This is a genomic window from Megasphaera lornae, from assembly GCF_000214495.1.
GTDB classification, from domain to species: Bacteria; Bacillota; Negativicutes; order Veillonellales; family Megasphaeraceae; genus Megasphaera; species Megasphaera lornae.
The window spans coordinates 36,137-57,439 of sequence record NZ_AFIJ01000033.1 but is presented as its reverse complement, the minus strand read 5'-3'; the positions used below and the strand labels follow the sequence as shown (position 1 = coordinate 57,439).

General features: G+C 47.1%; 21 protein-coding genes and 1 riboswitch. Of the genes, 19 read left to right on the top strand and 2 right to left on the bottom strand.

The features are described 5' to 3' along the window. The 12 genes from rlmN to HMPREF1039_RS08260 all read left to right on the top strand — a co-directional run bounded on the left by rlmN (nucleotide 1) and on the right by HMPREF1039_RS08260 (nucleotide 10,987). The gene (rlmN, locus tag HMPREF1039_RS05280) at nucleotides 1-1,038 is read left to right on the top strand and encodes a 23S rRNA (adenine(2503)-C(2))-methyltransferase RlmN (RefSeq protein ID WP_007391337.1); all 1,038 of its coding nucleotides are present in this window, start codon (nucleotides 1-3) and stop codon (nucleotides 1,036-1,038) included. A 57-nt stretch (nucleotides 1,039-1,095) separates the two neighbouring features. Next, nucleotides 1,096-1,806 carry a Stp1/IreP family PP2C-type Ser/Thr phosphatase gene (locus tag HMPREF1039_RS05275; RefSeq protein ID WP_007391395.1) on the top strand — a complete coding sequence of 237 codons (711 nt, stop codon included), beginning with the start codon at nucleotides 1,096-1,098 and terminating at the stop codon, nucleotides 1,804-1,806. Between the two features lie 7 nt (nucleotides 1,807-1,813). Then, nucleotides 1,814-3,757 carry a Stk1 family PASTA domain-containing Ser/Thr kinase gene (gene pknB, locus HMPREF1039_RS05270; protein WP_007391387.1) on the top strand — a complete coding sequence of 648 codons (1,944 nt, stop codon included), beginning with the start codon at nucleotides 1,814-1,816 and terminating at the stop codon, nucleotides 3,755-3,757. 19 nt (nucleotides 3,758-3,776) lie between these two features. After that, nucleotides 3,777-4,634: a ribosome small subunit-dependent GTPase A gene (gene rsgA, locus HMPREF1039_RS05265; protein WP_007391391.1), complete on the top strand. Its 858-nt coding sequence runs from the start codon at nucleotides 3,777-3,779 to the stop codon at nucleotides 4,632-4,634. Nucleotide 4,635: 1 nt separating this feature from the next. Continuing rightward, nucleotides 4,636-5,283, top strand: coding sequence for a ribulose-phosphate 3-epimerase (gene rpe / locus HMPREF1039_RS05260; protein ID WP_007391362.1), 648 nt, complete (start codon nucleotides 4,636-4,638; stop codon nucleotides 5,281-5,283). A gap of 71 nt (nucleotides 5,284-5,354) precedes the next feature. After that, a riboswitch (FMN riboswitch) is annotated at nucleotides 5,355-5,488 on the top strand. Nucleotides 5,489-5,576: 88 nt separating this feature from the next. Beyond that, a complete protein-coding gene (ribD, locus tag HMPREF1039_RS05255; protein WP_007391377.1) occupies nucleotides 5,577-6,713 on the top strand; it encodes a bifunctional diaminohydroxyphosphoribosylaminopyrimidine deaminase/5-amino-6-(5-phosphoribosylamino)uracil reductase RibD in 1,137 nt (378 codons plus the stop codon). Then, entirely contained in the window at nucleotides 6,694-7,344 is a 651-nt protein-coding gene (gene ribE, locus HMPREF1039_RS05250; RefSeq protein WP_007391325.1) for a riboflavin synthase, read from the top strand. The genes ribD and ribE overlap by 20 nt, the downstream gene beginning before the upstream one ends. Nucleotides 7,345-7,371: 27 nt before the next feature. Then, nucleotides 7,372-7,836 carry a 6,7-dimethyl-8-ribityllumazine synthase gene (gene ribH / locus HMPREF1039_RS05245; RefSeq protein ID WP_007391327.1) on the top strand — a complete coding sequence of 155 codons (465 nt, stop codon included), beginning with the start codon at nucleotides 7,372-7,374 and terminating at the stop codon, nucleotides 7,834-7,836. A gap of 296 nt (nucleotides 7,837-8,132) precedes the next feature. After that, nucleotides 8,133-8,996 (top strand): ribosome biogenesis GTPase YlqF, encoded by an 864-nt coding sequence (gene ylqF, locus HMPREF1039_RS05240; RefSeq protein ID WP_007391380.1) that lies wholly within the window; start codon nucleotides 8,133-8,135, stop codon nucleotides 8,994-8,996. Continuing rightward, the gene (locus HMPREF1039_RS05235; RefSeq protein WP_007391368.1) at nucleotides 8,993-9,787 is read left to right on the top strand and encodes a ribonuclease HII; all 795 of its coding nucleotides are present in this window, start codon (nucleotides 8,993-8,995) and stop codon (nucleotides 9,785-9,787) included. Before ylqF ends, HMPREF1039_RS05235 begins: the two co-directional genes overlap by 4 nt. 10 nt (nucleotides 9,788-9,797) lie before the next feature. After that, the gene (locus HMPREF1039_RS08535; RefSeq protein WP_007391363.1) at nucleotides 9,798-10,253 is read left to right on the top strand and encodes a M20/M25/M40 family metallo-hydrolase; all 456 of its coding nucleotides are present in this window, start codon (nucleotides 9,798-9,800) and stop codon (nucleotides 10,251-10,253) included. Next, complete coding sequence (locus HMPREF1039_RS08260) at nucleotides 10,250-10,987, top strand: amidohydrolase (RefSeq protein ID WP_007391351.1); 738 nt, start codon at nucleotides 10,250-10,252, stop codon at nucleotides 10,985-10,987. The genes HMPREF1039_RS08535 and HMPREF1039_RS08260 overlap by 4 nt, the downstream gene beginning before the upstream one ends. Nucleotides 10,988-11,196: 209 nt before the next feature. On the opposite strand, the gene nadE is transcribed toward HMPREF1039_RS08260, so the two are convergent. After that, complete coding sequence (gene nadE / locus HMPREF1039_RS05220; protein ID WP_007391335.1) at nucleotides 11,197-13,095, bottom strand: NAD(+) synthase; 1,899 nt, start codon at nucleotides 13,093-13,095, stop codon at nucleotides 11,197-11,199. Between the two features lie 111 nt (nucleotides 13,096-13,206). After that, entirely contained in the window at nucleotides 13,207-13,770 is a 564-nt protein-coding gene (locus HMPREF1039_RS05215; protein WP_007391394.1) for a flavodoxin family protein, read from the bottom strand. A gap of 219 nt (nucleotides 13,771-13,989) precedes the next feature. Between HMPREF1039_RS05215 and HMPREF1039_RS05210 the strand changes: the two genes are divergently transcribed. From HMPREF1039_RS05210 to gltX, 7 genes are all read left to right on the top strand, one after another. Continuing rightward, on the top strand, nucleotides 13,990-14,445 hold the full coding sequence (locus tag HMPREF1039_RS05210; protein WP_007391393.1) for a CtsR family transcriptional regulator: 456 nt from the start codon (nucleotides 13,990-13,992) through the stop codon (nucleotides 14,443-14,445). Nucleotides 14,446-14,458: 13 nt separating this feature from the next. Beyond that, nucleotides 14,459-14,908, top strand: coding sequence for a hypothetical protein (locus HMPREF1039_RS05205; RefSeq protein WP_007391347.1), 450 nt, complete (start codon nucleotides 14,459-14,461; stop codon nucleotides 14,906-14,908). Nucleotides 14,909-14,917: 9 nt separating this feature from the next. Next, the gene (locus tag HMPREF1039_RS05200) at nucleotides 14,918-15,964 is read left to right on the top strand and encodes an ATP--guanido phosphotransferase (protein WP_007391356.1); all 1,047 of its coding nucleotides are present in this window, start codon (nucleotides 14,918-14,920) and stop codon (nucleotides 15,962-15,964) included. Next, on the top strand, nucleotides 15,951-17,342 hold the full coding sequence (gene radA, locus HMPREF1039_RS05195) for a DNA repair protein RadA (RefSeq protein WP_007391369.1): 1,392 nt from the start codon (nucleotides 15,951-15,953) through the stop codon (nucleotides 17,340-17,342). The genes HMPREF1039_RS05200 and radA overlap by 14 nt, the downstream gene beginning before the upstream one ends. A gap of 91 nt (nucleotides 17,343-17,433) precedes the next feature. Beyond that, entirely contained in the window at nucleotides 17,434-18,618 is a 1,185-nt protein-coding gene (locus HMPREF1039_RS05190; RefSeq protein WP_007391396.1) for a PIN/TRAM domain-containing protein, read from the top strand. A gap of 7 nt (nucleotides 18,619-18,625) precedes the next feature. After that, the gene (gene ispD / locus HMPREF1039_RS05185) at nucleotides 18,626-19,807 is read left to right on the top strand and encodes a 2-C-methyl-D-erythritol 4-phosphate cytidylyltransferase (protein ID WP_007391340.1); all 1,182 of its coding nucleotides are present in this window, start codon (nucleotides 18,626-18,628) and stop codon (nucleotides 19,805-19,807) included. Between the two features lie 22 nt (nucleotides 19,808-19,829). Further along, complete coding sequence (gltX, locus tag HMPREF1039_RS05180; RefSeq protein WP_007391344.1) at nucleotides 19,830-21,287, top strand: glutamate--tRNA ligase; 1,458 nt, start codon at nucleotides 19,830-19,832, stop codon at nucleotides 21,285-21,287. Nucleotides 21,288-21,303 lie beyond the last annotated feature (16 nt).

The following is a 21,303-nucleotide window of genomic DNA, read 5'->3' as shown; positions in this document are numbered from 1 at the left end:
ATGCTTTCGTTGTTGGATTTTACCTTGCCGGAATTACAGCAATTTTTAGAGGCGCACAGTATTAAAAAATTTCGGGCAAAACAAATTTTCCACTATGTATATAAACAAAATATTACTGTCTGGGAAGACATGGTTCAGCTGCCGAAACAAGATCGGCAGAAATTGCAAAATTTGTTGGAAATTTATATTCCGCCGATTGTATCCAGGCTGGATTCCGCAAATGGTGAGACGGTAAAACTTTTAGTGCAATTGGCAGACGGACAGACTGTAGAAACCGTGTTGATGCGACATAATTACGGCAATTCCATTTGTCTTTCTTCGCAAGTAGGTTGTGCGGTTAATTGTCTTTTTTGTGCATCCGCTAAAAACGGTTTTGTGCGAAATTTAACGATGGGAGAAATGCAGGCGCAATTGTTGGCTTTTCGTCGCTATGTAACAACGGATTTGCATTCTGTCGTGCTTATGGGGACCGGTGAGCCGTTACTGAATTATGATAACGTTCTTCGCTTTTTACGAACGATTCATGAAGCGTACAGTTTTTATTTGGGCTACCGCAATATGACTATTTCGACGGCAGGAATTGTGCCGCAAATATATAAACTGGCGCAAGAAGGGATTCCTGTTAATTTGGCCGTATCTTTACATGCGTCGAATCACGAACTGCGGCGAAAAATTATGCCGATTGCCGATACGTATGCCTGGGAGGATATTGTCCGGGCTGCGTTTCATTACTTTGCCGTGACGGGACGGAAAGTTACGTTTGAATATATTTTAATTCGTGACCTTACTTGTACACCCGCCTGTGCCGAGGAATTGGCCGCACGGATGGCACATAAAAATGTACTCATTAATGCGATTCCTATTAATGATAATTACGATGTCGGCTTACGGCGACCGACGTTACGAGAAATGCAGGCATTTGTAAAAATTTTAAAAAAACATCATATTTCTGTTACGTTGCGGCGAGAAATGGGCAGTGAAATTCAAGCCGCTTGCGGGCAATTGCGAATTCAACGCGAAGCGGTTGACAGGAAGTAGGGTATATGATATGTATTAGTTGTGCCTATAGGCATAAGAAAGAGAGGGTATGAAATTTTGGGTACCTACGGTGAATCTCGGATCGGTCTGGTACGGAAGGTCAATGAAGATTCCTTTTATATAAGTGAACAACAAGATATGTTAGCCGTTGCGGACGGCATGGGCGGTTATGTAGGCGGAGAAGTGGCCAGCCGTACGGCGGTAGAAGCGGTGGCGTATTATGTGTCGCATTATACCCGCGAGGAACCGATTTTGTTGGAAAAGGCGGTTCAATATGCCAATGCCTGTGTTTTGAGCAAGACGATTATCGATACCTCTTTAGAAGGCATGGGAACAACGCTGACTATGTTGCAACGACAAGGTAATAAGATGTCCTGGGCGCATGTTGGGGACAGTCGTATATATGTGTATCATCAGGATGTCTTACAGCAAATAACCACGGATCATACGTTGGTGCAAGTGCTGTTGGATACGCACAAAATTACGCTTTCCGAAGCGGCGGTGCATCCGCAGCGGCATGTGCTGACGCGCGCTATCGGTGTAGATAAGGATTTAACGGTGGATACGGGAAATTTTTCCGTATTTGCGGGAGATCGTATTCTTTTATGCACGGACGGCTTAACTTCGTTTGTAACGACACAGACGATACAGGCTGTGTTACAAGAGCGGGAAAACAGTGAACGACAGTGTATTCACGAGCTTTTGGACTGTGTGTATGCGAATGGTGCGAAAGATAATGTGACGGCAATTTTAACAACCGTAGAATGAGGATACGATGATGAAAGTGGTGGAACAAGAAACAATGACAGGTCATACCTTAGCGAACCGATATCAAATATTGGAAGAAGTGGGCACGGGCGGCATGGCTGTAGTATATAAGGCGCGCGACATTTTACTGGACCGCATTGTGGCGGTAAAAATTTTGCATGCTGAATATGGAAATGATCATGAATTTGTTACGCGGTTTAGACAGGAAGCGCAGGCGGCGGCAAAATTATCGCATCCTAATATCGTGAATATTTACGATGTCGGTAAAGACGGCGATATCCATTATATTGTTATGGAATTTGTACGTGGCGAGACCTTGAAAGAATATATTGAAAAACATGGGCATTTACCGATTAATACGTCTATTCAGATCGCCTTTGACATTGGAGAGGCATTAGAAAGTGCGCATCATAACGGACTGGTGCATTGTGATATAAAACCGCATAATATTTTGGTGACGGAAACGGGGCGCATTAAAGTCGCCGATTTCGGTATTGCACGTGCGATTAATTCCAGTGCAACCATGAAAGAAGACAAAAAAATTTTAGGTTCTGTTCATTATTTTTCCCCGGAACAAGCTTCGGGAAATACCTTGGATGAGCGAACGGATATTTATTCGCTCGGGGTAGTAATGTATGAAATGATGACCGGTGTCGTTCCTTTTGAAGGCGATACGCCGCTGAGTATTGCCTTGCAGCATGTACAGGATGCCATTCCTTTACCGACTAAATATAACCGACGAATTCCGCGGCTGGTAGAACGTTGCATTTTAAAAGCGATGGCCAAGAACCCGGATGACCGGTTTCAATCGGTAGAGGAACTGATGTCGGAATTACGCTTGTCACAAGGTTTTGTAAATTCCAATAAAGGTGCGATGCCGATTATAAAAAAAGGGTTTGAAGGAACGGTTAAATTGCCCCCTGTGCCGGAAAAAAACACACGGGGAGAAGGGAATATTTTTAATCGCTTTCTTGATTCCGTCAGTCGGCATTCTAAAAAATCGATTATTATTGCTATGGGCAGTGTATTTATTATTGCTTTTTTATGGGCGTTTTTTTCTTTTGGAAATTTTTGGAGTACACAAGATATTACGGTACCGGACGTGACGGGAAAACAAATGGAAATTGCACAAACGATGCTTACGGATAAGCATTTATCCGTTTCCGTAAAAGAAGTGGACAGCAGTGATGTCCCGGTGGGAGAAGTGATTACGCAGACCCCGATCGGCGGTTCTGTCGTAAAAGCCAATCGGACCATTTATTTGACCGTGAGTCGCGGCAATCACGGCGATACCGTATTGGTTCCCGATTTGCGGGGGTTAACTTTGGATGAGGCGACGCGAAAATTAAAAGAAATCGGGTTGTCTGTCGGGACTGTAACGTATGCGGATGCGGATCGTGAGGACGGAAAAATTTTACAACAAACGCCTTCTTCGCCGGATAAAGTTGCACAAAATACTACGATTGATGTTGTCGTAAGTCGGGTGAAAGTGAAGGAAGCGGCTCCCGTTAATGTTCCCGACACTCGCGGCATGTCTTTGGATACGGCTATGCAGACATTAAATAATGCCGGCATTTCTATCGGCACGGTAGGGAATCTCAATAGTAATTTGCCGAATGCACAAGCGACGGTTACGGGGCAGTCTTTGCGTAAAGGCGGTCGGACGGCGGATTTGTATGTGACATACCCGCAAACGGCCGATACGTCTTCGGCGGATGTACCGAAGGAAGGGACCGGCGCCATGCGTTCCGGAAAAGTAAATATTCATGTGCCGAACGGCTCGTCCAATCCGCATGTACAAATTGTTCTTACCGATGATAACGGTTCACGAACTGTGTATGATAAAGTGCAGGCAGGCGGAGATACGGTCGTTAAAAATGTGAGCGGCGTCGGTCGCACACATGTTAAGGTATTTATAAACAATACACTCGTACAAGACCAATATTTGTAAAAAATTAGGGGGAGCGAAAATGGTCGGCCGTGTCATCAAAAATTATAACGGATATTATTATGTGGATGTAGGACCGGCGGGATTGTGGGAATGTCGTCGCCGCGGTAAGGTGAAAACTAAAATATTAGTAGGCGATATGTTGATGATTACGCCGATTGATACGAGTAAAGGCGTTATTGAACAGGTACTTGCACGAAAAAATGAATTACGGCGTCCGGCTGTTGCCAATGTTGATCAAATTATGGTAGTGATGACCCCGGCCGTACCGAAACTTAATTATCGTCTGACCGATACGTTGTTGGCTTCGTGTATGTATCAGCATTTAACGCCTATATTGCTTTTAAATAAGTGTGAGTTGAATCCTCGTATGACTCAATGGTATACAAAATATTATAGGCAATGCGGCTATGAAGTATATGCCGTTTCCGCTTACACGGGAGCGGGAATCGGGGCGGTGACCGCTCGCTTGGACGGAAAAATGACCGTATTTTCCGGCCCTTCGGGAGTGGGAAAATCGAGCTTGTTGGCCCGGATTACGGGGAGGGAAGATTTACATATAGGAGCGGTCAGCAAAAAAATACAGCGCGGCAGACATACTACGCGACATGCGGAAATTATCCCCTTGCGTGAGCAGACCTATGTGGTGGATACGCCGGGATTCAGCGCCGTTGCTTTGGTAAGTGCCGCCCCTGAAGAAATACAGAACTTATTTCCCGAATTTGTTCCCTATTTGGGACGTTGCCGTTTTTCGCCTTGCGCACATATGGCGGAACCGGATTGTCGTATTAAAGAGGCGGTAAAAGACGGACATATTTTCAGAGCTCGCTATGAATCGTATTGTCAGCTGTTTCAAGAGGCGAAAGAAAGGAAAAAATAAGATGATTACAGTTTGCCCTTCTATTTTATCAGCGGATTTCGCTAAATTAGCGGAAGAAATACAGGATGTAGAAAAAAAAGGTGCCCGGTGTATCCATTTAGATTTGATGGACGGTCATTTTGTACCCAATTTAACGTTCGGTATACCGGTGGTGCAAGCCGTGCGAAAGTACACACAATTGCCGTTTGATGCGCATTTAATGGTAGAACATCCGGAAACGTATATTGACGGGTTGGCGGCGGCCGGGGTGACGTATGTGACGGTACATCAAGAAGCTTGCGTGCATTTGGATCGGGTATTACAAGCGATTCATGATGCGCATATGAAAGCCGGTGTGGCTTTAAATCCGGCTACTCCGGTGACGACGTTGGAATGGGTGGCGGCACAAGTTGATTTAATTTTAATTATGAGTGTCAATCCCGGCTTCGGCGGGCAACGTTTTCTTCCGTATGCTGTCGAAAAAATAAAGCAGGCCCGGGCTCTTTTAGATGCGAGCGGAAATACCTGTGCTGCAGTACAAGTGGACGGAGGGATAAATAGGAAGACGGCACCGTCGGTAAAAGCGGCCGGGGCCACTTTTTTAGTTGCCGGAAGCGCGATTTTCGGCGCCTCTGATCGGGCAGAGATTATTCGTTTCTTACAGGCTTGAGGAGAGGTTTCCGGAGAGAGTCTTGTCAGGGTTTTAAGATTGTGATAAAATCATACATAATGAATTTATACAATAGTCTTTGGGGCAAGGTGCGAAAGTTCGCTTTCAATTCCTGACCGGCGGTGACAGTCCGCTACCCTCGCGGAGAGGTTGAACCGATGGAATTTCGGTACCGACAGTATAGTCTGGATGGGAAAAGACACGGATTTCTTTTTATGTGTTCAAAAGGCTATGGAGAGGATTACCATAGCCTTTTTTATATGCCCGGATGCTGCATAGGAAAGGATGAACTTGTGGAAGCTGCAGAATATATGAAAAAAGCTTTAGCCTTGGCAAAAATTGCCTTAGGATATACTTCGCCCAATCCGGTTGTAGGCTGTGTAATTGTTAAAGACGGCGAAATTGTCGGCACCGGTTATCATCATCAGGCAGGAGCGCCGCATGCGGAAGTATTGGCTTTACAAGAAGCCGGAGACAGGGCGACGGGCGCTACGGTCTATGTGACCTTAGAGCCATGTGCCCATTATGGACGAACGCCGCCGTGTGCACGGACGCTTGTACAACATAAGATAAAAAAAGTGGTCATTGCCATGCTGGATCCCAATCCGCTGGTAGCGGGGAAAGGCGCCGCCATTTTGCGACAGGCCGGCATTGTTGTGGAAGTGGGGTTGCTGTCTGCGGAAGCCGTCAAATTAAATGAAGTCTTTATAAAAAACATGTTGTCAAACATACCGTTTATTGCCATAAAATTAGCACAAAGCTTAGACGGATGTATTGCTACGCGAACCGGACATTCGCAATGGATTACGAATGCCTGGTCACGACAATACGGACAATACTTGCGTTCCATTTACGACGGCATCCTGGTAGGGATTAATACGATTCTGGAAGATAATCCGTTATTAACTTGTCGCGTGCGGCGAGAAGGACAAGTGGTACCGCATCAACCGATTCGCATTGTTTTGGATACGTATGGACGAACGCCGTTGTCCAGTCAGGTAGTGAACGATAAGACTGCCCGCACGATTATCATGACGACCGCACAGTGCCCGCAGGAAAAAAAAGAAGCGTTACTTGCAGCAGGAGTGACGGTGTTGACGGCACCGACGGCAAATACGGGATGTGTGGATTTACATGCGGCATTGCAATTGTTGCGACAAGAAGGAATCGGCAGTATTTTGGTAGAAGGCGGCAGTACGATTCACGGCAGTTTCTTTGATGCGAAGCTGGTGGATAAAATCTATGCTTTTTTAGGAAATTCCATTATCGGCGGTACTTGCGCACTTTGTTCCGTGGCCGGTGAAGGGGTGGACGGATTGGAAGAGTGCGTACCTTTGCACTATGATTCAATTGAAATTCATGATGATAATATTTTAATTCAGGCATATAATGTGGCCAGAGAGGGAGCTTATGTTCACTGGAATCATTGAAGAAACGGGAAAGATACAATCGTTTAAGCGACGTTCCGATTCTATAGCACTGACAATACAGGCATGTAAAGTATTAACGGATACACAGCTTGGGGACAGTATTGCCGTGAATGGCGTGTGTTTAACGGTTACGTCCCTGACGACAGATACATTTACCGCCGATGTGATGCATGAAACGATGCGTCGTTCGTCCTTGCAAACGATAGGGAGCGGCGATACGGTTAATTTGGAACGGGCCGTGGCGGTGGGCGGTCGTTTGGGCGGTCATCTGGTGAGCGGACATATTGACGGCACCGGTCATATTATGCGGATACAACCGGACGGAATTGCGAATATATTTACTATTTCGGCCGCTGCAAATTTGGTGCATTTTATTGTGGAAAAAGGATCGGTTGCTTTAGACGGTGTCAGTCTTACGGTTACAGCAGTAGGAGACCGATGGTTTTCCGTATCGCTTATTCCGCATACTTTGGCACATACGACATTGCTCAGTAAAAAACCGGGGGCAGTGCTTAATATTGAAACGGACATTATCGGCAAATATATTGATCGATTGATGCATGAAAAAAAGGATACTGTATCCAACACGGGCGGATTAACCTTAGCGACTTTACGGGAGCAGGGATTTTAATCAATAGAGTATAGGAGAGTGTTTAATATGGCACAAATTAAAGAAGGTAAACTTATCGGCGCCGGTTCCAAATACGGCATTGTAGTGGCGCGGTTTAATGAATTTATCAGCAGCAAACTGTTGGGAGGCGCTTATGATGCGTTATATCGACATGGCGTAGAACCGGATAACATTACGACGGTTCGGGTTCCGGGAGCGTTTGAAATTCCTTTAGTGGCACAAAAAATGGCGGCTTCCGGTAACTATGATGCCGTTATTTGTTTAGGCGCGGTTATTCGCGGGGCTACCAGTCATTATGATCTGGTATGTAATGAGGCGGCTAAGGGCATTGCACAGGCTTCTTTGAAAACGGGTATTCCCATTATGTTCGGTATTGTTACGACGGAAAACATTGAGCAAGCTGTAGAACGGGCGGGCACCAAGGCCGGAAATAAAGGGTTTGATGTGGCTTGCGGCGCCATAGAAATGGTAAATTTATTAAAAGAAATATAAGGAAAAAGCGGGCCTGCAGGCCCGCTTTTTTTAGCGAATAAAGACGGCGTGTATAACCCCGTATTTCTATTGCGGGCAATACTGCCGGACGTTTCGGCGGCAATTCATAGGAGGGTAAGCGGAAAGGCCTAACGAGCAGCAGGCGGGGGGGGGAAGTTACGTCGATTTTTGGGTGCCGCAGCGGCGGGAAGGGGGCACCTGTAAGAAATAGGCGGCAGAAAAAAGCGGTTTTATATTGACGAAGCGGCAGGTACTTTTTATAATAAAAAACAGCAATTATAAAGCGAGGTACACGTATGGTTATTAATTGGTATCCCGGGCACATGGCGAAAGCAAAGCGGCTCATACAGGAACATCTAAAAATGATCGATGTAGTTGTCGAACTGGTCGATGCGCGTATTCCTTGGAGCAGTACCAATCCTATGATTGGTACACTTATCGGCAATAAACCTTCCGTGGTCGTGTTGAATAAAGCGGATTTGGCTGATGCGGCGGAAGTGCAGGCCTGGATACAACAATATGAACGAGAAGGACGACAAGTAGTGGCGTTGAATAGTAAAGAGGGGAAAAGCGGTAAAAAATTAGTGGCGGTTATTAGGCGATTGGCAGCGCCAAAGTTGGCGCATTGGCGGCAACGGGGGTTAAAAAATCGTTCTGTTCGCACTATGATTCTCGGTATTCCCAATGTCGGCAAATCTACTCTTATTAATCGTTTAGCCGGACGCAACGTGGCAAAGACGGCGGATAAACCGGGGGAAACGAAGGGCAAACAATGGGTTCATTTGGGGGAATATTTGGACTTATTGGATACGCCGGGAGTGCTTTGGCCCAAATTGGAAAATCAAGTGAGCGCGTATCGGCTGGCAGCTACGGGAGCGATTTCGGATACTGTTTTTGATCGGCAAACTGTAGTGCTGCAATTGTTGGCGGAATTGAGGCAATGGTACCCGCAAGAACTGCAACGTCGTTTTTCCTTGGAGCAGTTAGGCGATACGCCGTTGGAAACCTTGGCCGCTATTGGAAAAAAAAGGGGTTGTTTGTTACGTGGCGGAGAGCCGGATTGGGATAAGATGTATACATTGGTATTGAAAGAATACAGAGAAGGAAAAATCGGACGACTTTCTTTGGATCATGTGGCGGCTGTAGGGAGTGAATCATGAAGGATATAGGGAAACAAACGGTACGGGAAATTGAAGAGTTGGTGAAAACGACGGATGATTTGTCGACATTATCGGCGTTATTGGCGGCGGATCCCCGTCGTTCCGTACAAAAACTTCGGCAGACTTTAATGCGACGGGCATTACGAGCCGAAGCGGAACGGGAACGTGTGTTGCAGTTATATGAACCGGAAAACATGTTTTATCGGCAAGGAATATATGAAATCGCCGGTATTGATGAAGCCGGAAGGGGGCCGGTAGCCGGACCCGTTATGATTGCCGCTGTTATATTGCCGCCGTTTTGGGAATGTGCGGGATTAAATGACAGTAAAAAAATAGCACCGGCTAAACGGGAAGCCTTGTATGAAAAAATTATGCAGGAAGCGGTAGCCGTTTCTTGTATTGTGAAAGAGAGAGCGGAAATTGACGTAGCGGATATTTATCATGCGACTCGGCAGGGAATGTATGAAGCCGTACAGGCGTTGGCGGTGCCTCCTAAAGCAGTGCTGGTCGATGCGATGCCGTTATCCGAATTGACCGTACCCCATCGTTCGTTAATTCATGGAGATGCGATAAGTGCTTCTATTGCGGCCGCTTCTATTATTGCCAAAGTGACCCGAGATCGGGTGATGCGGGAATATGATAAAGTATATCCTCAGTACGGTTTTGCCGTACATAAAGGATATTTGACGCAAGCACATGCGGACGCCATTCGAAAATTCGGTCCTTGCCCTATACATCGTCACAGTTTTGAACCGATTAAATCGATAGTCGGGTTTCATCGTGCGGAATAAGGAGAAATACATGACGGCAGAACCGGTTATACAAGAAATTTGGCGACTATTACAAGCGCGTCGGGAAGAAATGCGGGAACATCGTCGGTGGTTACATCAACATGCGGAAATATCTTTTAAAGAGACGGAGACAAGTCGCTATATTTATGAGTTTTATAAAAAAAGAAATATGCCTGTTAAGCGACAAGCACACGGTAACGGGATGTGGGTGACTATAGGGGGAAAAAATCCGGGAAAACACGTCGCGTTACGTGCTGATTTTGATGCGTTACCTATACAGGAAGAAACGGGCCTTTCTTTTGCCTGCACTACCGGAGCCATGCATGCCTGCGGTCATGATGCTCATACGGCATATCTGATGATTTTGGCCGGTTGTCTTTGGGATACGCGAGAACGATGGAACGGCACTGTCCGAATTTTACATCAGCCGGCGGAAGAAATGCGCCGGGCGGAGCGCGGGCGATGATTGTCGACGGTGCTTTGCAGGGAATCGACTATGTTCTCGGTTGTCACGTAATGAATCAACTGGAGTTCGGCGGCGTTTTTTATCACTGCGGGGCAACCCAACAGGCACGGGCCAAGTTTACGATTCAGATACAGGGAAAAGGCGGACACGGATCGTCTCCGCATGAAGCCAATGATGCGATTGTTATTGCCGGTCACTTGGTAATTGCATTGCAAACCATTGTTTCGCGACGGATCAGCCCTATGGAATCGGGAGTGGTGACGATCGGTTCCTTTGACGGAAAGGGTGAATTTAATAGTATAAAAGACCGGGTTATTTTGGAAGGTGATGTACGGTGTATGGCGGAAAGTACAAGAAAAAAGATAGAAGAAGAAATAAAACGGATTGCCTTCGGTACAGCTCGTACATATGGTTGTGACATTACCGTACAGTACCAAAATGATTATCCTGTACTTTGGAATGACCCGTCATTGACAAAACGAGTAGTTCGGGAATGGAAGAAAGCCGGTATCGCTCCGGTTACGGATTGCGGTCCTTTGAATCCGTCGGAAGATTTTTCTTATTATTCGCAGCAAGTACCGTCTTGTTTTTTTTATATAGGTGCCCAACCGGCGGGAAAAGCGTATCCGCATCATCATCCTAAATTTGATATTCGGGAAGAGGCGATGATGAAGGCGGCTCGGGCGATGACGGTTGCTACTTTGACTTGTTTGGCAGAGAAAGAAATGAGATAGTTGTCCGGAATAAAGTACGTAAACAGTGACAAGCACAGGATGCTTGTCACTGTTTTTTTGTAACCTGTAGGTTGTATCATGCACGATGCGGCGGTTCATTTTTTCGGAGAAAATACTCCGGAAACGGAGACAAAAAATCCTCTTGTTTTAACAAGAGGATTCGCTTTTATGCGGCAGATGGAGTCGGCATATACGCTGTATATGCCGACTTATGACTGCAAGAGTTGTTTTTTTAATTCCTTATATTCCTGTGAATAATAGGGGGTCAATTGGGATTCTCGCAGGTCATAGCCATAGGCACGGCGACTGAGGGCAAGAATCGGAGGACTTTGAATGCGTTTGGCTACTGCAAACCCTGCGAATAAATTCCACCATTTTTCCAAGTCGGCAATAAAAGCCGCCGTCGTAGGAAAGATGTCCCTGATTTGTACGGGACATCCGAGATAGGCTTCCAAGGTCCCGGCCGCATAGCGGCGCAAAATGGTTGCCGGCGTCGGTCGTTGCCAAAACTCTATGAAAGCGGCCAATAAATAGTCGTGATATGGATAAATGAGGGGATCGCCCCGGCCTTCGTCTACTTTTTGGTGCGCCGATAATTCCGCACTGGGAACGATGTCCAGCGTACCTTGCGGAATGACTTCCCGTTTAAAAACATGGTCATTCAAGTAGCGGGCCAAATCATATATTTGGTGTTTCCATAAATCGCCTGTGAGGGCCAGAAAACCGGCACTGTCGCCGTACAGTGTGGCATAGCCTACGGAAAGTTCCGCTTTATTGGCATTACAAGTGAATACACCGCCGAAAGCGGCGGCTACAGCCGCTAATATACGGGAAGAGCGATCACGGGCTTGGACGTTTTCCAGTACTGCCTGCGTTATTGTCAAAGGCGCCCGTGCCGCACGCGGCTGTCGATTCGTTACCTGCTGCAGTTGTTGCTCGGTTAAGAGGACACTGTCTTCGACAGGAATAACCGCATACGGACAGTTTAAGTTAAGAGCCGTTTTTTTTGCCAAACTGCGGGTGGTTTCCGAATTATAGCGAGTGGGCATATTGACCAGCAGCAGATTTTCCGGCGGCAATACAGTTGCATAGAGTGCCGCATTTACGGCGGAATCTATGCCCCCGGAAACCCCGATTACTACTTTTTGTAGACCGGAAGCCGCTAAAAATGAGGTGAGTCCGTAATGCAAGGCCGTATAAATTGAGGCGATTTCCGTAGGCGGTTGATGATTTTGTTGCGGCGTGGCAAAATGACGGGTAGTCTCGTTATAGCGAACAATGGCCAATTCTTCCGCAAAAGCGGTTCCTTCGTATGCGAGCGACCCGTCTTTATTATAAGCGCTGCTGGAACCGTCAAAGGTATAAATGTTTTTGCCGTTATTTTGAATACCGGTGCAATTTACATAGACGGCCGGACAGTGCAGCTTTTTTAGCGTTTTACTAAAAAGGCGATGGCGACGGCGGTTTTTTCCCAAGGTAAACGGCGATGCGGAGATATTAATAAATAAGTCGATCGGATACTGTGCAGCAAGGGTTTCCATCGGCTTTAGCGGATAGGAGTCATCCCAACTGTCTTCACAAATGAGCGGTCCCAGGCAAAGGTTGCCGGCAGCACCCAAGGAGAGCGTAACCGGAGAGAGCAGAGCGGTCGGATCCGTATGTTGTTCGGCGGCAACCTCTGTAAGAGAGGTAAAATAACGAGTATCTGAAAATTCCCGATAATTGGGTAAAAGGGTCTTGATATAATATGGGTAGGGCGAATTTTCCGGGCCGATAAACCTGCGGTTTTGTGCAATAAAGAGGGCGTTATATTTACGCGGTCGTCCGTCTTTTTGGCGACGGTGGGGATCCATGGCGACATTGCCGAAAATGACGGTAATCGTATCGGCCGCTTGGCGAATTTCTTCGCCGCAGGCGATGGCATCGGCAATAAAATCGGCTTGCTCCCAGACGTCGCCGATAAAATAGCCGGGAATCGTTAATTCCGGAAAAATGATGACATCACAGCCGGCATCTTCGGCACGACGGATTTGCTGTTTCATGGTTTCTGTATTGTACCGGGGATTGCCGGCATGAATATCTATTTGCGCTAAGCCGATGGTTAACACGACAAAACCTCCTTTTCAGGCATAGGGATGTCTGCTCATTAGTAGTAGAAAGCGTCAATTATAGAAGTTTTATGGGGTTTTTGTACCGTTGGTTTCCGTTATTTATAAAATTTAACGAATGAAATTGGTCATGATTTTAGGCGGTGTAGGAGGCGGTACGATACCGGCCTGTTTTCCCGCTTCCAGGCAGGATAGTACCCAGGCCATGTTTTTCCCCAACACCTGCATAATTTGTAATCCTTCTGCATCTTGTCGTACTTCTTCGGGCGTATTGCCGTGTACCATGGGCCAATAATTGGAAGATACCAGGATCATTTGATGATACGATAAATATTTGGTTAACACATCCAGCGTGGCGGTTGTACCGGCACGTCGTGCGGAAACAACCGCTGCGCCTACTTTATGATGTAAGGATGTGCCGACAAGCGGGCAGAGATGATCCAGGAAATGAATTATTTCTCCTGTCGGAGAAGCCCAATATACAGGGGAACCCAGGACTAAGCCGTCACAGGCTTTTATTTTTTCCGCCGCCGCCGTCAGGCAGCTTGCTTCGGGTTCAGCGTGTAAGATTTCCGTTTGGATATGCGCTTCGTTCAGCGTTGCGGCGAGGCAGGAAAGTGCCGTATAGGTGCAGCCTTCAGCGCGGCGACTGCCGTTTAATAATATCACTTTCATTTTAACAACACACCTTTCGTAAACCATAAGATAGTTGCAATATACCATAGTAGCCGCTTGTTTGTAAAGGGAAGAGCGGCGGCACGACGGATTTTTATGAAAGGTTGGAACGGCGGAATTTATGTTGTTTTTTCTTGAAAAAAGTCAAAAAGTCTAATATAATAAAAATAAGATGATACTGCAGTAAATACGAAGTAAGAAAAAAGCAGGTGAGTAGTAATGAGTGTATTGGCGGATGAAATAGAAAAACTTATTTTACATAAATTATTAAAAGAGCAGGAAGAGCATGTCGTTTTAAAGCGAAATGAATTGGCCGATGAGTTGAATTGCGCTCCTTCACAAATCAGCTATGTGCTGAGTACACGTTTTTCCAACGATAAAGGCTTTCAAGTGGAATCACGACGGGGCAGCGGCGGTTTTGTACGCATTGTTCGCGTAAGCGATAAAAAGAAAGAGCATGCACCGGCTATACGAAAAGAACAGATGCCTGTGATTACGGTGAGCCTGAAAGATTTGGATGCGTTATTATATCGGTTATTGAATCAGCAGCGTCTGGGTAAGCGGGAAGCGGTGTTGTTGCATCATATGTTTGAAGCGCTGTTTAAAGAAGTGAAAGATGAGCAGCAGCGAATGGCTGTTATCAGTCGGGTTTTGGCATCTTTGCGGATGCGTTGACAAGGGGGGGACAATGGTCAAAAAAGAGGATGAAAAGCAACCGGTATTTCGTGTACTGACGGGTAAAGGAAAAGGGCTGTTTTCGGCAGCGGCCGACGGCGGGGCACGGGATGCGACGTTTTTTCGCTTATTGACGTATGGTGCGGATGAGGCGGAATCGGAGCGACGGTGTCCGCAATGCGGTTGTACGTACAGTCAATTTCAGCAAACGGGATTAGTCGGGTGCGCCCGGTGTTATACGACGTTTTATGAAGAATTGGTACAGGTGTTACAACGCGTGCAGGGTGCGGTGCATCATCCGGGAAAAGTACCGAATCACGGACACGGCGTCTTTTCTACGGATATTCGTGTACGGCGATTGTATCAACAGTTACAGGCGGCAGTACGGGCAGGCCGTTCGGAAGAAGCGGCGCGTATACGCGAGGAATATGGGCAGTTGAAGGAGCGTATGAGAAAACAGTAAGGAGGAAGAATGATGAAAGTAAAGCTGGATGACAGGCCGGCTTTATGGCAATATGAGGCGGCACCGGAAGCGGATATTGTTTTGGAAAGTCGCATTACGTTACATCGTAATTTAACATCGTATGCGTTTTCGCCTTTTTTATCTCCTGAAGGGCGACGACAACTTTCTACAAGGATTCATTCCTGTATTTCACGTCTGGCATCCGGGGAAGCGCAGACGTGGCAATGGTGGGATGCCGAAACTGCGTCCGTGCGGGAACGTGCATGGTATATACGCCGACATTTGCTGCTGCCGACGGAACAAATCGTCGGTTCGGCAGTGGCGGTGAGAGGGGATGAAGGAGCTGTTATCCGCGTTAACACGGAAGACCATGTACAAATCAGTGTGGTTCATAACGGTTTGCAATTGGCACGATGTCGGGAATGTGCCGATGGTTATGATGATCGGCTGGAAGCCGTGTTGCCTTTTGCGTTTCATGATGAATTCGGATATGTTACTGCCAATCCCGCGCGGTTGGGAACCGGAATGGAAGTGAGTGTATTGCTTCATTTGCCGGCATTGGTCGGCAGTCGGCGGATAGCGCGAATTTTGCAACGTGCAGTGCGGCCGGGATTAACGCTTTATACGGATGCCGGAGAAGAAGGGCAGGTTTTTCAGCTGTCCAATCAAATTACCCTGGGATTGACGGAAGAAGAGCTGATCCGACGAGTGGATAATGCGGCTGCCGTACTAATTCAAGAAGAACGAAAATATAGGCGGCATTGGCAAGTGAGTAAAGCTGATTTTTTGCGGGATCGGATTTATCGGGCCTACGGAATTTTGCGGTATGCGTACAGAGTGACGGAAGCGGAAGGCGGTCGTTTGGCCGGTGCTGTACAATGGGGAATCACGAGCGGGCTGTTACAAGGTCCGTCTTACACGTTTGCCGCTTTGCGCAAGGTATTGCCCGCTCATGAGGAGGAAGATGCGGAGACCTCCGTGCGCAGAAGAGCGCGGGAAATTCATTCCATTTTAGCGGCAGTAAAGGTACAGGGAGACGACGATGGCAAAAAGTAAAACACAATATGTTTGTAAAGCATGCGGTTCAATATCTTCACGATGGCTGGGAAAGTGTCCGCAATGCGGGGCATGGAATACGTTAATCGAACAAACGGTCACTCCGGCTGCGACAAGTACCAATCGCCGTCGTAAACGGCAGGGAGAGGCGGCGGCACCGACCGTTTTATCGGCGATTGCTATGGAAGCTACAAGTCGTTTGGAAACACATATAGGGGAATTGGATCGGGTGCTCGGCGGCGGGCTGGTACGAGGGTCAATCGTATTGCTCAGCGGTGATCCGGGGATCGGCAAATCGACCTTGGTGTTACAATTGGCGGCGGCTATCGGAAAACAAGGATATGCGGTACTTTACGGCAGCGGAGAAGAATCGGCCGCACAAATAAAAATGCGCGCACAACGGTTAGGGATTACCGGGACCGAGATTATTGTGCAGGCGGAGACCTCCTTGGAAAACATTTTGCGTGAAGCCGGGACACGACGTCCGGCATTGGTTATTATTGATTCGATTCAAACCATGTTTTGCGGGGAAAGTGACGGTACACCGGGAAGTTTGGCGCAAATTCGGGAATGTACCGGAACCTTATTGACCTTTGCCAAAAGCGAGGGTATTACGGTTCTGATTATCGGTCATGTAACGAAAGACGGAAATATTGCCGGTCCGCGCGTGTTGGAACATATGGTGGATACGGTGTTATATTTTGAAGGAGAAAAAAATTATCAATTTCGTGTATTGCGAAGCATTAAAAATCGGTTCGGTTCCACCCGGGAGTCGGGACTGTTTACTATGAAGGCCGGCGGCTTGGCGGAGTTGACCAATCCGTCCCGCTTATTTTTAGCGGAACGAACGGCGGCACCTGCCGGGTCCGCAATTGTGGCGGTTATGGACGGACTGCGCCCGTTATTGACGGAAATACAGGCGTTGACTACGCGGTCCGTATTTCCGGTGCCGCGGCGAACCGCTTCGGGGATGGATTATAATCGGTTGCTTATTTTGTTGGCTGTATTGGAAAAAAGAGCGGGCTTGCAGGTTAACACACAAGATGTGTATATTAATATTGTCGGCGGTTTGAAAATATCGGAAACGGCGGCGGATTTAGCGGTAGCGGCGGCGATTTGTTCCGGTATGCAGGATCGGCCTTTGGACGGGCGGTTGCTGGTGCTGGGAGAAGTGGGGCTAACCGGCGATATACGTCGTGTATCCCATGCGGCACGTCGCGTACGGGAAGGGGTGAAATTGGGATTTAACGCTTGTATTCTTCCGTACGGGAATCGGGAAGAAGTACAGGGAGAGAATATTACCGGTTGTCATCTGTATTATGTAAAAACATTGCGTGAGGCCTTGGAAACGGCGTTTTCATTCGGTAATAAAAATTAAAATTTTTTCGTCAGTAGTATATTTACGTAAAATATGGTATAGTTAGATGGTTATTTGTGGCAATGTATGCTCATAAGGAAGTGGTACGGTTATGAATGAAAACATGTCGCATAGGGACGACAAAACCACGAAGGGAACAAAAAAGTTTAATAGTCTGGTCATTGCCGACAACATTATGAAAGGTGTCATGGTTTTAATTTTCATGGTGGTGTTCGTACTGCTTGCCGATCGGTTTATTGCGTCTGCTTTCTTTGATCGGGAAGTGGGATTGGACTTTTTTAACGGCAGTATTTTCGGTACTACGTTGGCCAAGGCGGCGGTTTATTTTTTAGGTGCCGTGTGCGGCGGCGTAGTGGGATTTTTGCTTTCGCCCTTTGCGATTCGCGCGATTTGGCAGTCTATTCATCGTATTGAAGCGGGGTTGGGAGACTTTGAAGGACAGGACTTGATTATAGGTACATTGGGGTTGCTTTTCGGACTTATTATTGCGAATTTGGTCGGCTTGACTTTTTCCCGTTTACCTATTATCGGCGCGTACGGTCCTATTGTATTCAGCGTGATTTTCGGTTATGCCGGCATCAGTGTGGCGTTAAAGAAAAAAACGGAAATTTTGTCTTTTGTTTCTTCCCTGCGTATGGGCCGACAGCAGCGGGAAGCGGGGAAGGGAAAACGCGAGGAATTTTCCGGAAAATTACTGGATACGAGCGCCATTATTGACGGACGTATTGCGGAAATATGCAGCACCGGCTTTTTGGAAGGACCGTTATTGGTGCCCGTGTTTGTGTTGGAAGAATTACAACTTATTGCGGATTCTTCCGATTCGCTCAAGCGGAATAAAGGGCGTCGCGGACTTGATATTTTAAAACAAATTCAAGAAGAAAAATATGTGGAAGTACGTATTTTAAATGATGATTTTGAAGATACACAGGGCGTCGATTCCAAACTGGTTCGCTTAGGGCGCAAAATCCGTGCCAAAGTGGTTACGACGGATTATAATTTGAATAAAGTTGCCGCCTTACAAGGTGTTGTCGTTTTGAATATTAACGAATTGTCCAATGCGTTGAAGCCGGCACGCATTCCGGGAGAACAAATGCAGGTCATGGTGGTCAAGGCCGGTAAGGAAGAACATCAGGGAGTCGCATATTTAGAAGACGGCACAATGATTGTCGTGGAAAACGGGGAAAAGTATATCGGCAAGACCGTGTCGGTTATGGTGACTTCCGTGTTGCAGACGGCGGCGGGACGCATGATTTTTGTAAAAACAGCGGAGGAGTAGGTTTATATTGAAGGTTTCTGTAATTATTGTCGCCGCCGGTTCGGGACGACGGTTCGGTTATGAACGAAATAAATTATTTTATCCTTTATGCGGTAAGCCCGTATTACAACATACATTGGAACATGTATTTGCGGCAAAATCGGTACGAGAAGTAATTGTGGTGCATGCGGAATGCGACTATCATGATATTGTGCAGGTGACGGAAGCACTTCATCCGTCTGTCCCCGTACGTTATGTGTTGGGCGGGGCGGAACGGGGAGATTCCGTATATAACGGGTTAGCGGCCACGGCAGACGATACGGATATCGTAATGGTACATGACGGTTCTCGTCCCTTAGCCGGCCCGGAATGGTTCGATAATGCGCTGGCGGTTATGAAAACGTCGAGGGCCGCTATTTATGCTATTCCCGTCAAAGATACAATCAAGTTGCGCAGCGGCGATTCCATGTATGGCACACAGTCCGTACGGACACTGGAACGGAGTCGCTTGGTAGCCGCACAAACGCCGCAGATTTTTCACAAAGAGTTGTTGTTAAAGGCTCATGAATATGCGAAAAAACATCATGTTACGGGAACCGATGATGCGTCGCTGGTAGAAGCCCTGGGAGAACCTGTTACGATTTTAGCCGGCGATGAACGGAATCATAAAGTTACTACCATGGAAGATGTGCCTATTTTAGAGTTCTATTTGCAGGGGCCCGTAGAACATCGGGTGGGCAGCGGGTATGATGTGCATCCGTTGGAACCGCATGGCAAGTTGATTCTGGGAGGGGTGGAAATCCCCTTTGAAAAAGGCTTATCCGGGCATTCCGATGCGGATGTGTTGATACATGCCGTGATAGACGCGTTGTTGGGGGCTGCCGGGTTGAAAGATATCGGTACCTATTTCCCCGATACGGATGCGGCATATAAGAATATATCCGGGGTGATTTTATTACAAAAAGTGCGGCAAATTTTAGTGGAAAATGCTTGTCGTATTGTCAATGTGGATGTTACCTTGTTGGCGCAACGCCCAAAAATTAAACCGTATGTTTCGCAGATGATTGCCAATATTGCGGCGGCTTTGCAATTGGAACCGGAAGCCGTATCTGTTAAGGCCACCACTACGGAACACTTGGGATTTGTAGGAAAAGAAGAGGGAATGGCGGCACAAGCGGCGGCTATGGTCATTAAGTATCGCAGCGTATAAGCTATAGGAGGGAGTATTCGGCATGGCTAAAAAATTTCGCGTTCGTTTTGCACCCAGTCCTACGGGACCTTTTCATATCGGCGGTGCACGATCGGCATTATTTAATTATTTGATTGCAAAGCATGAAGGCGGCGATTTTATCGTTCGCATTGAAGATACCGACAGAAAGCGGTCGACCGGGGAGTCGGAAGAAAATATCAAGGAAGCATTGCGGTGGCTCGGTATTTCTTGGGATGAAGGCATTGATGTGGGCGGGAGTCACGGCCCGTATAGGCAAACCGAACGCTTGGATATTTATAAACAATATACCGATCGACTGTTGGCGGAAGGAAAGGCATATTATTGTTTTTGTACGCCCGAAGAATTGGAAGCGCAAAAGCGGGCACAAATGGATCAGGGAGAAACGCCGGTATATACGGGGACCTGTCGGGATTTGCCTCCTGAAACGGTACAAGCGTATTTGGCGGCCGGCCGTCCGTATGTCATTCGTATTAAAACGCCTCGTAATGAAACGTTGGCCTTTGATGATCTCGTTCGCGGGCACGTTTCTTTTGATTCCAATAAAGTAGGCGATTTTGTCATTGTCAAGTCTGACGGGATTCCGGTATATAATTATTGTGTTGTTTTAGATGATGCGCTAATGGATATTACGCATGTGATTCGTGCGGAAGAACATCTTTCCAATACACCGCGGCAGCTGGTTTTGTATAAGGCTTTAGGATTTCAGGCGCCTACCTTTGCGCACGTATCGCTGATCTTGGGTAAAGATAAAAAGAAAATGAGTAAACGCCACGGCGCCACTTCTGTGCAACAATATCGGGATTTAGGTTATTTGCCGGAAGCGATTATTAATTTTTTGAGTTTGTTGGGCTGGACACCGGGGACGGAACAAGAAATTTTCAGTCGCGACGAATTGATTCGGCAATTTACGTTGGCACGAGTTGCGAAAAATCCCGCGGTTTTTGATATTGAAAAATTAAATTGGATTAATTTTCATTATATGAAACAATTGACGGAGGACGAGTTGCTTGCCCTTTGTTTACCGCACTTACAAAATGCCGGTTATGTGTCCGGAACATTGACGCCGGAACGGCGGGAATGGGTAAAGCAAGTAGTGGCGGCATTGCGGGATCACGTGCAATACGGCGCACAAATAGCAGCGGTTTCCAAGGTATTCTTTACAGAAGAATATGCGCCGGAAAATGAAGAGGCGGCAGCTGTTTTACAAGAAGAAACTGCGCAACCGGTGTTAACTTGCTTCGCACAGGAGTTGCAGGCGTTGCCGGAAGTTACGGCGGCAACGGTGCAACCGTTATTTAAAAAGGTGCAAAAACAAGTCGGTGTGAAGGGAAAATTTGTTTATATGCCGATTCGCGTGGCGTTGACCGGCGTTATGCACGGTCCCGATTTGCATGTGATTGTGGCGCTTATGGGCCGAGAAAAAGTGTTGGCCCGATTGGCCCGCAGCGGTTCGGTATGATGACTCGGCGGCTTGA

What these genes read in the sequence shown, in the direction of transcription:
- HMPREF1039_RS05235 (WP_007391368.1), top strand. Translation starts at nt 8,993, where the DNA reads ATGAAGGATATAGGGAAACAAACGGTACGGGAAATTGAAGAGTTGGTG.
- HMPREF1039_RS05205 (WP_007391347.1), top strand. Translation starts at nt 14,459, where the DNA reads ATGGTCAAAAAAGAGGATGAAAAGCAACCGGTATTTCGTGTACTGACG.
- HMPREF1039_RS05215 (WP_007391394.1), bottom strand. Translation starts at nt 13,770, where the DNA reads ATGAAAGTGATATTATTAAACGGCAGTCGCCGCGCTGAAGGCTGCACC.
- HMPREF1039_RS08535 (WP_007391363.1), top strand. Translation starts at nt 9,798, where the DNA reads ATGACGGCAGAACCGGTTATACAAGAAATTTGGCGACTATTACAAGCG.
- ylqF (WP_007391380.1), top strand. Translation starts at nt 8,133, where the DNA reads ATGGTTATTAATTGGTATCCCGGGCACATGGCGAAAGCAAAGCGGCTC.
- radA (WP_007391369.1), top strand. Translation starts at nt 15,951, where the DNA reads ATGGCAAAAAGTAAAACACAATATGTTTGTAAAGCATGCGGTTCAATA.
- HMPREF1039_RS05200 (WP_007391356.1), top strand. Translation starts at nt 14,918, where the DNA reads ATGATGAAAGTAAAGCTGGATGACAGGCCGGCTTTATGGCAATATGAG.
- HMPREF1039_RS05190 (WP_007391396.1), top strand. Translation starts at nt 17,434, where the DNA reads ATGAATGAAAACATGTCGCATAGGGACGACAAAACCACGAAGGGAACA.
- ribE (WP_007391325.1), top strand. Translation starts at nt 6,694, where the DNA reads ATGTTCACTGGAATCATTGAAGAAACGGGAAAGATACAATCGTTTAAG.
- pknB (WP_007391387.1), top strand. Translation starts at nt 1,814, where the DNA reads ATGATGAAAGTGGTGGAACAAGAAACAATGACAGGTCATACCTTAGCG.
- rlmN (WP_007391337.1), top strand. Translation starts at nt 1, where the DNA reads ATGCTTTCGTTGTTGGATTTTACCTTGCCGGAATTACAGCAATTTTTA.
- rpe (WP_007391362.1), top strand. Translation starts at nt 4,636, where the DNA reads ATGATTACAGTTTGCCCTTCTATTTTATCAGCGGATTTCGCTAAATTA.
- HMPREF1039_RS05210 (WP_007391393.1), top strand. Translation starts at nt 13,990, where the DNA reads ATGAGTGTATTGGCGGATGAAATAGAAAAACTTATTTTACATAAATTA.
- rsgA (WP_007391391.1), top strand. Translation starts at nt 3,777, where the DNA reads ATGGTCGGCCGTGTCATCAAAAATTATAACGGATATTATTATGTGGAT.
- ribH (WP_007391327.1), top strand. Translation starts at nt 7,372, where the DNA reads ATGGCACAAATTAAAGAAGGTAAACTTATCGGCGCCGGTTCCAAATAC.
- gltX (WP_007391344.1), top strand. Translation starts at nt 19,830, where the DNA reads ATGGCTAAAAAATTTCGCGTTCGTTTTGCACCCAGTCCTACGGGACCT.
- HMPREF1039_RS08260 (WP_007391351.1), top strand. Translation starts at nt 10,250, where the DNA reads ATGATTGTCGACGGTGCTTTGCAGGGAATCGACTATGTTCTCGGTTGT.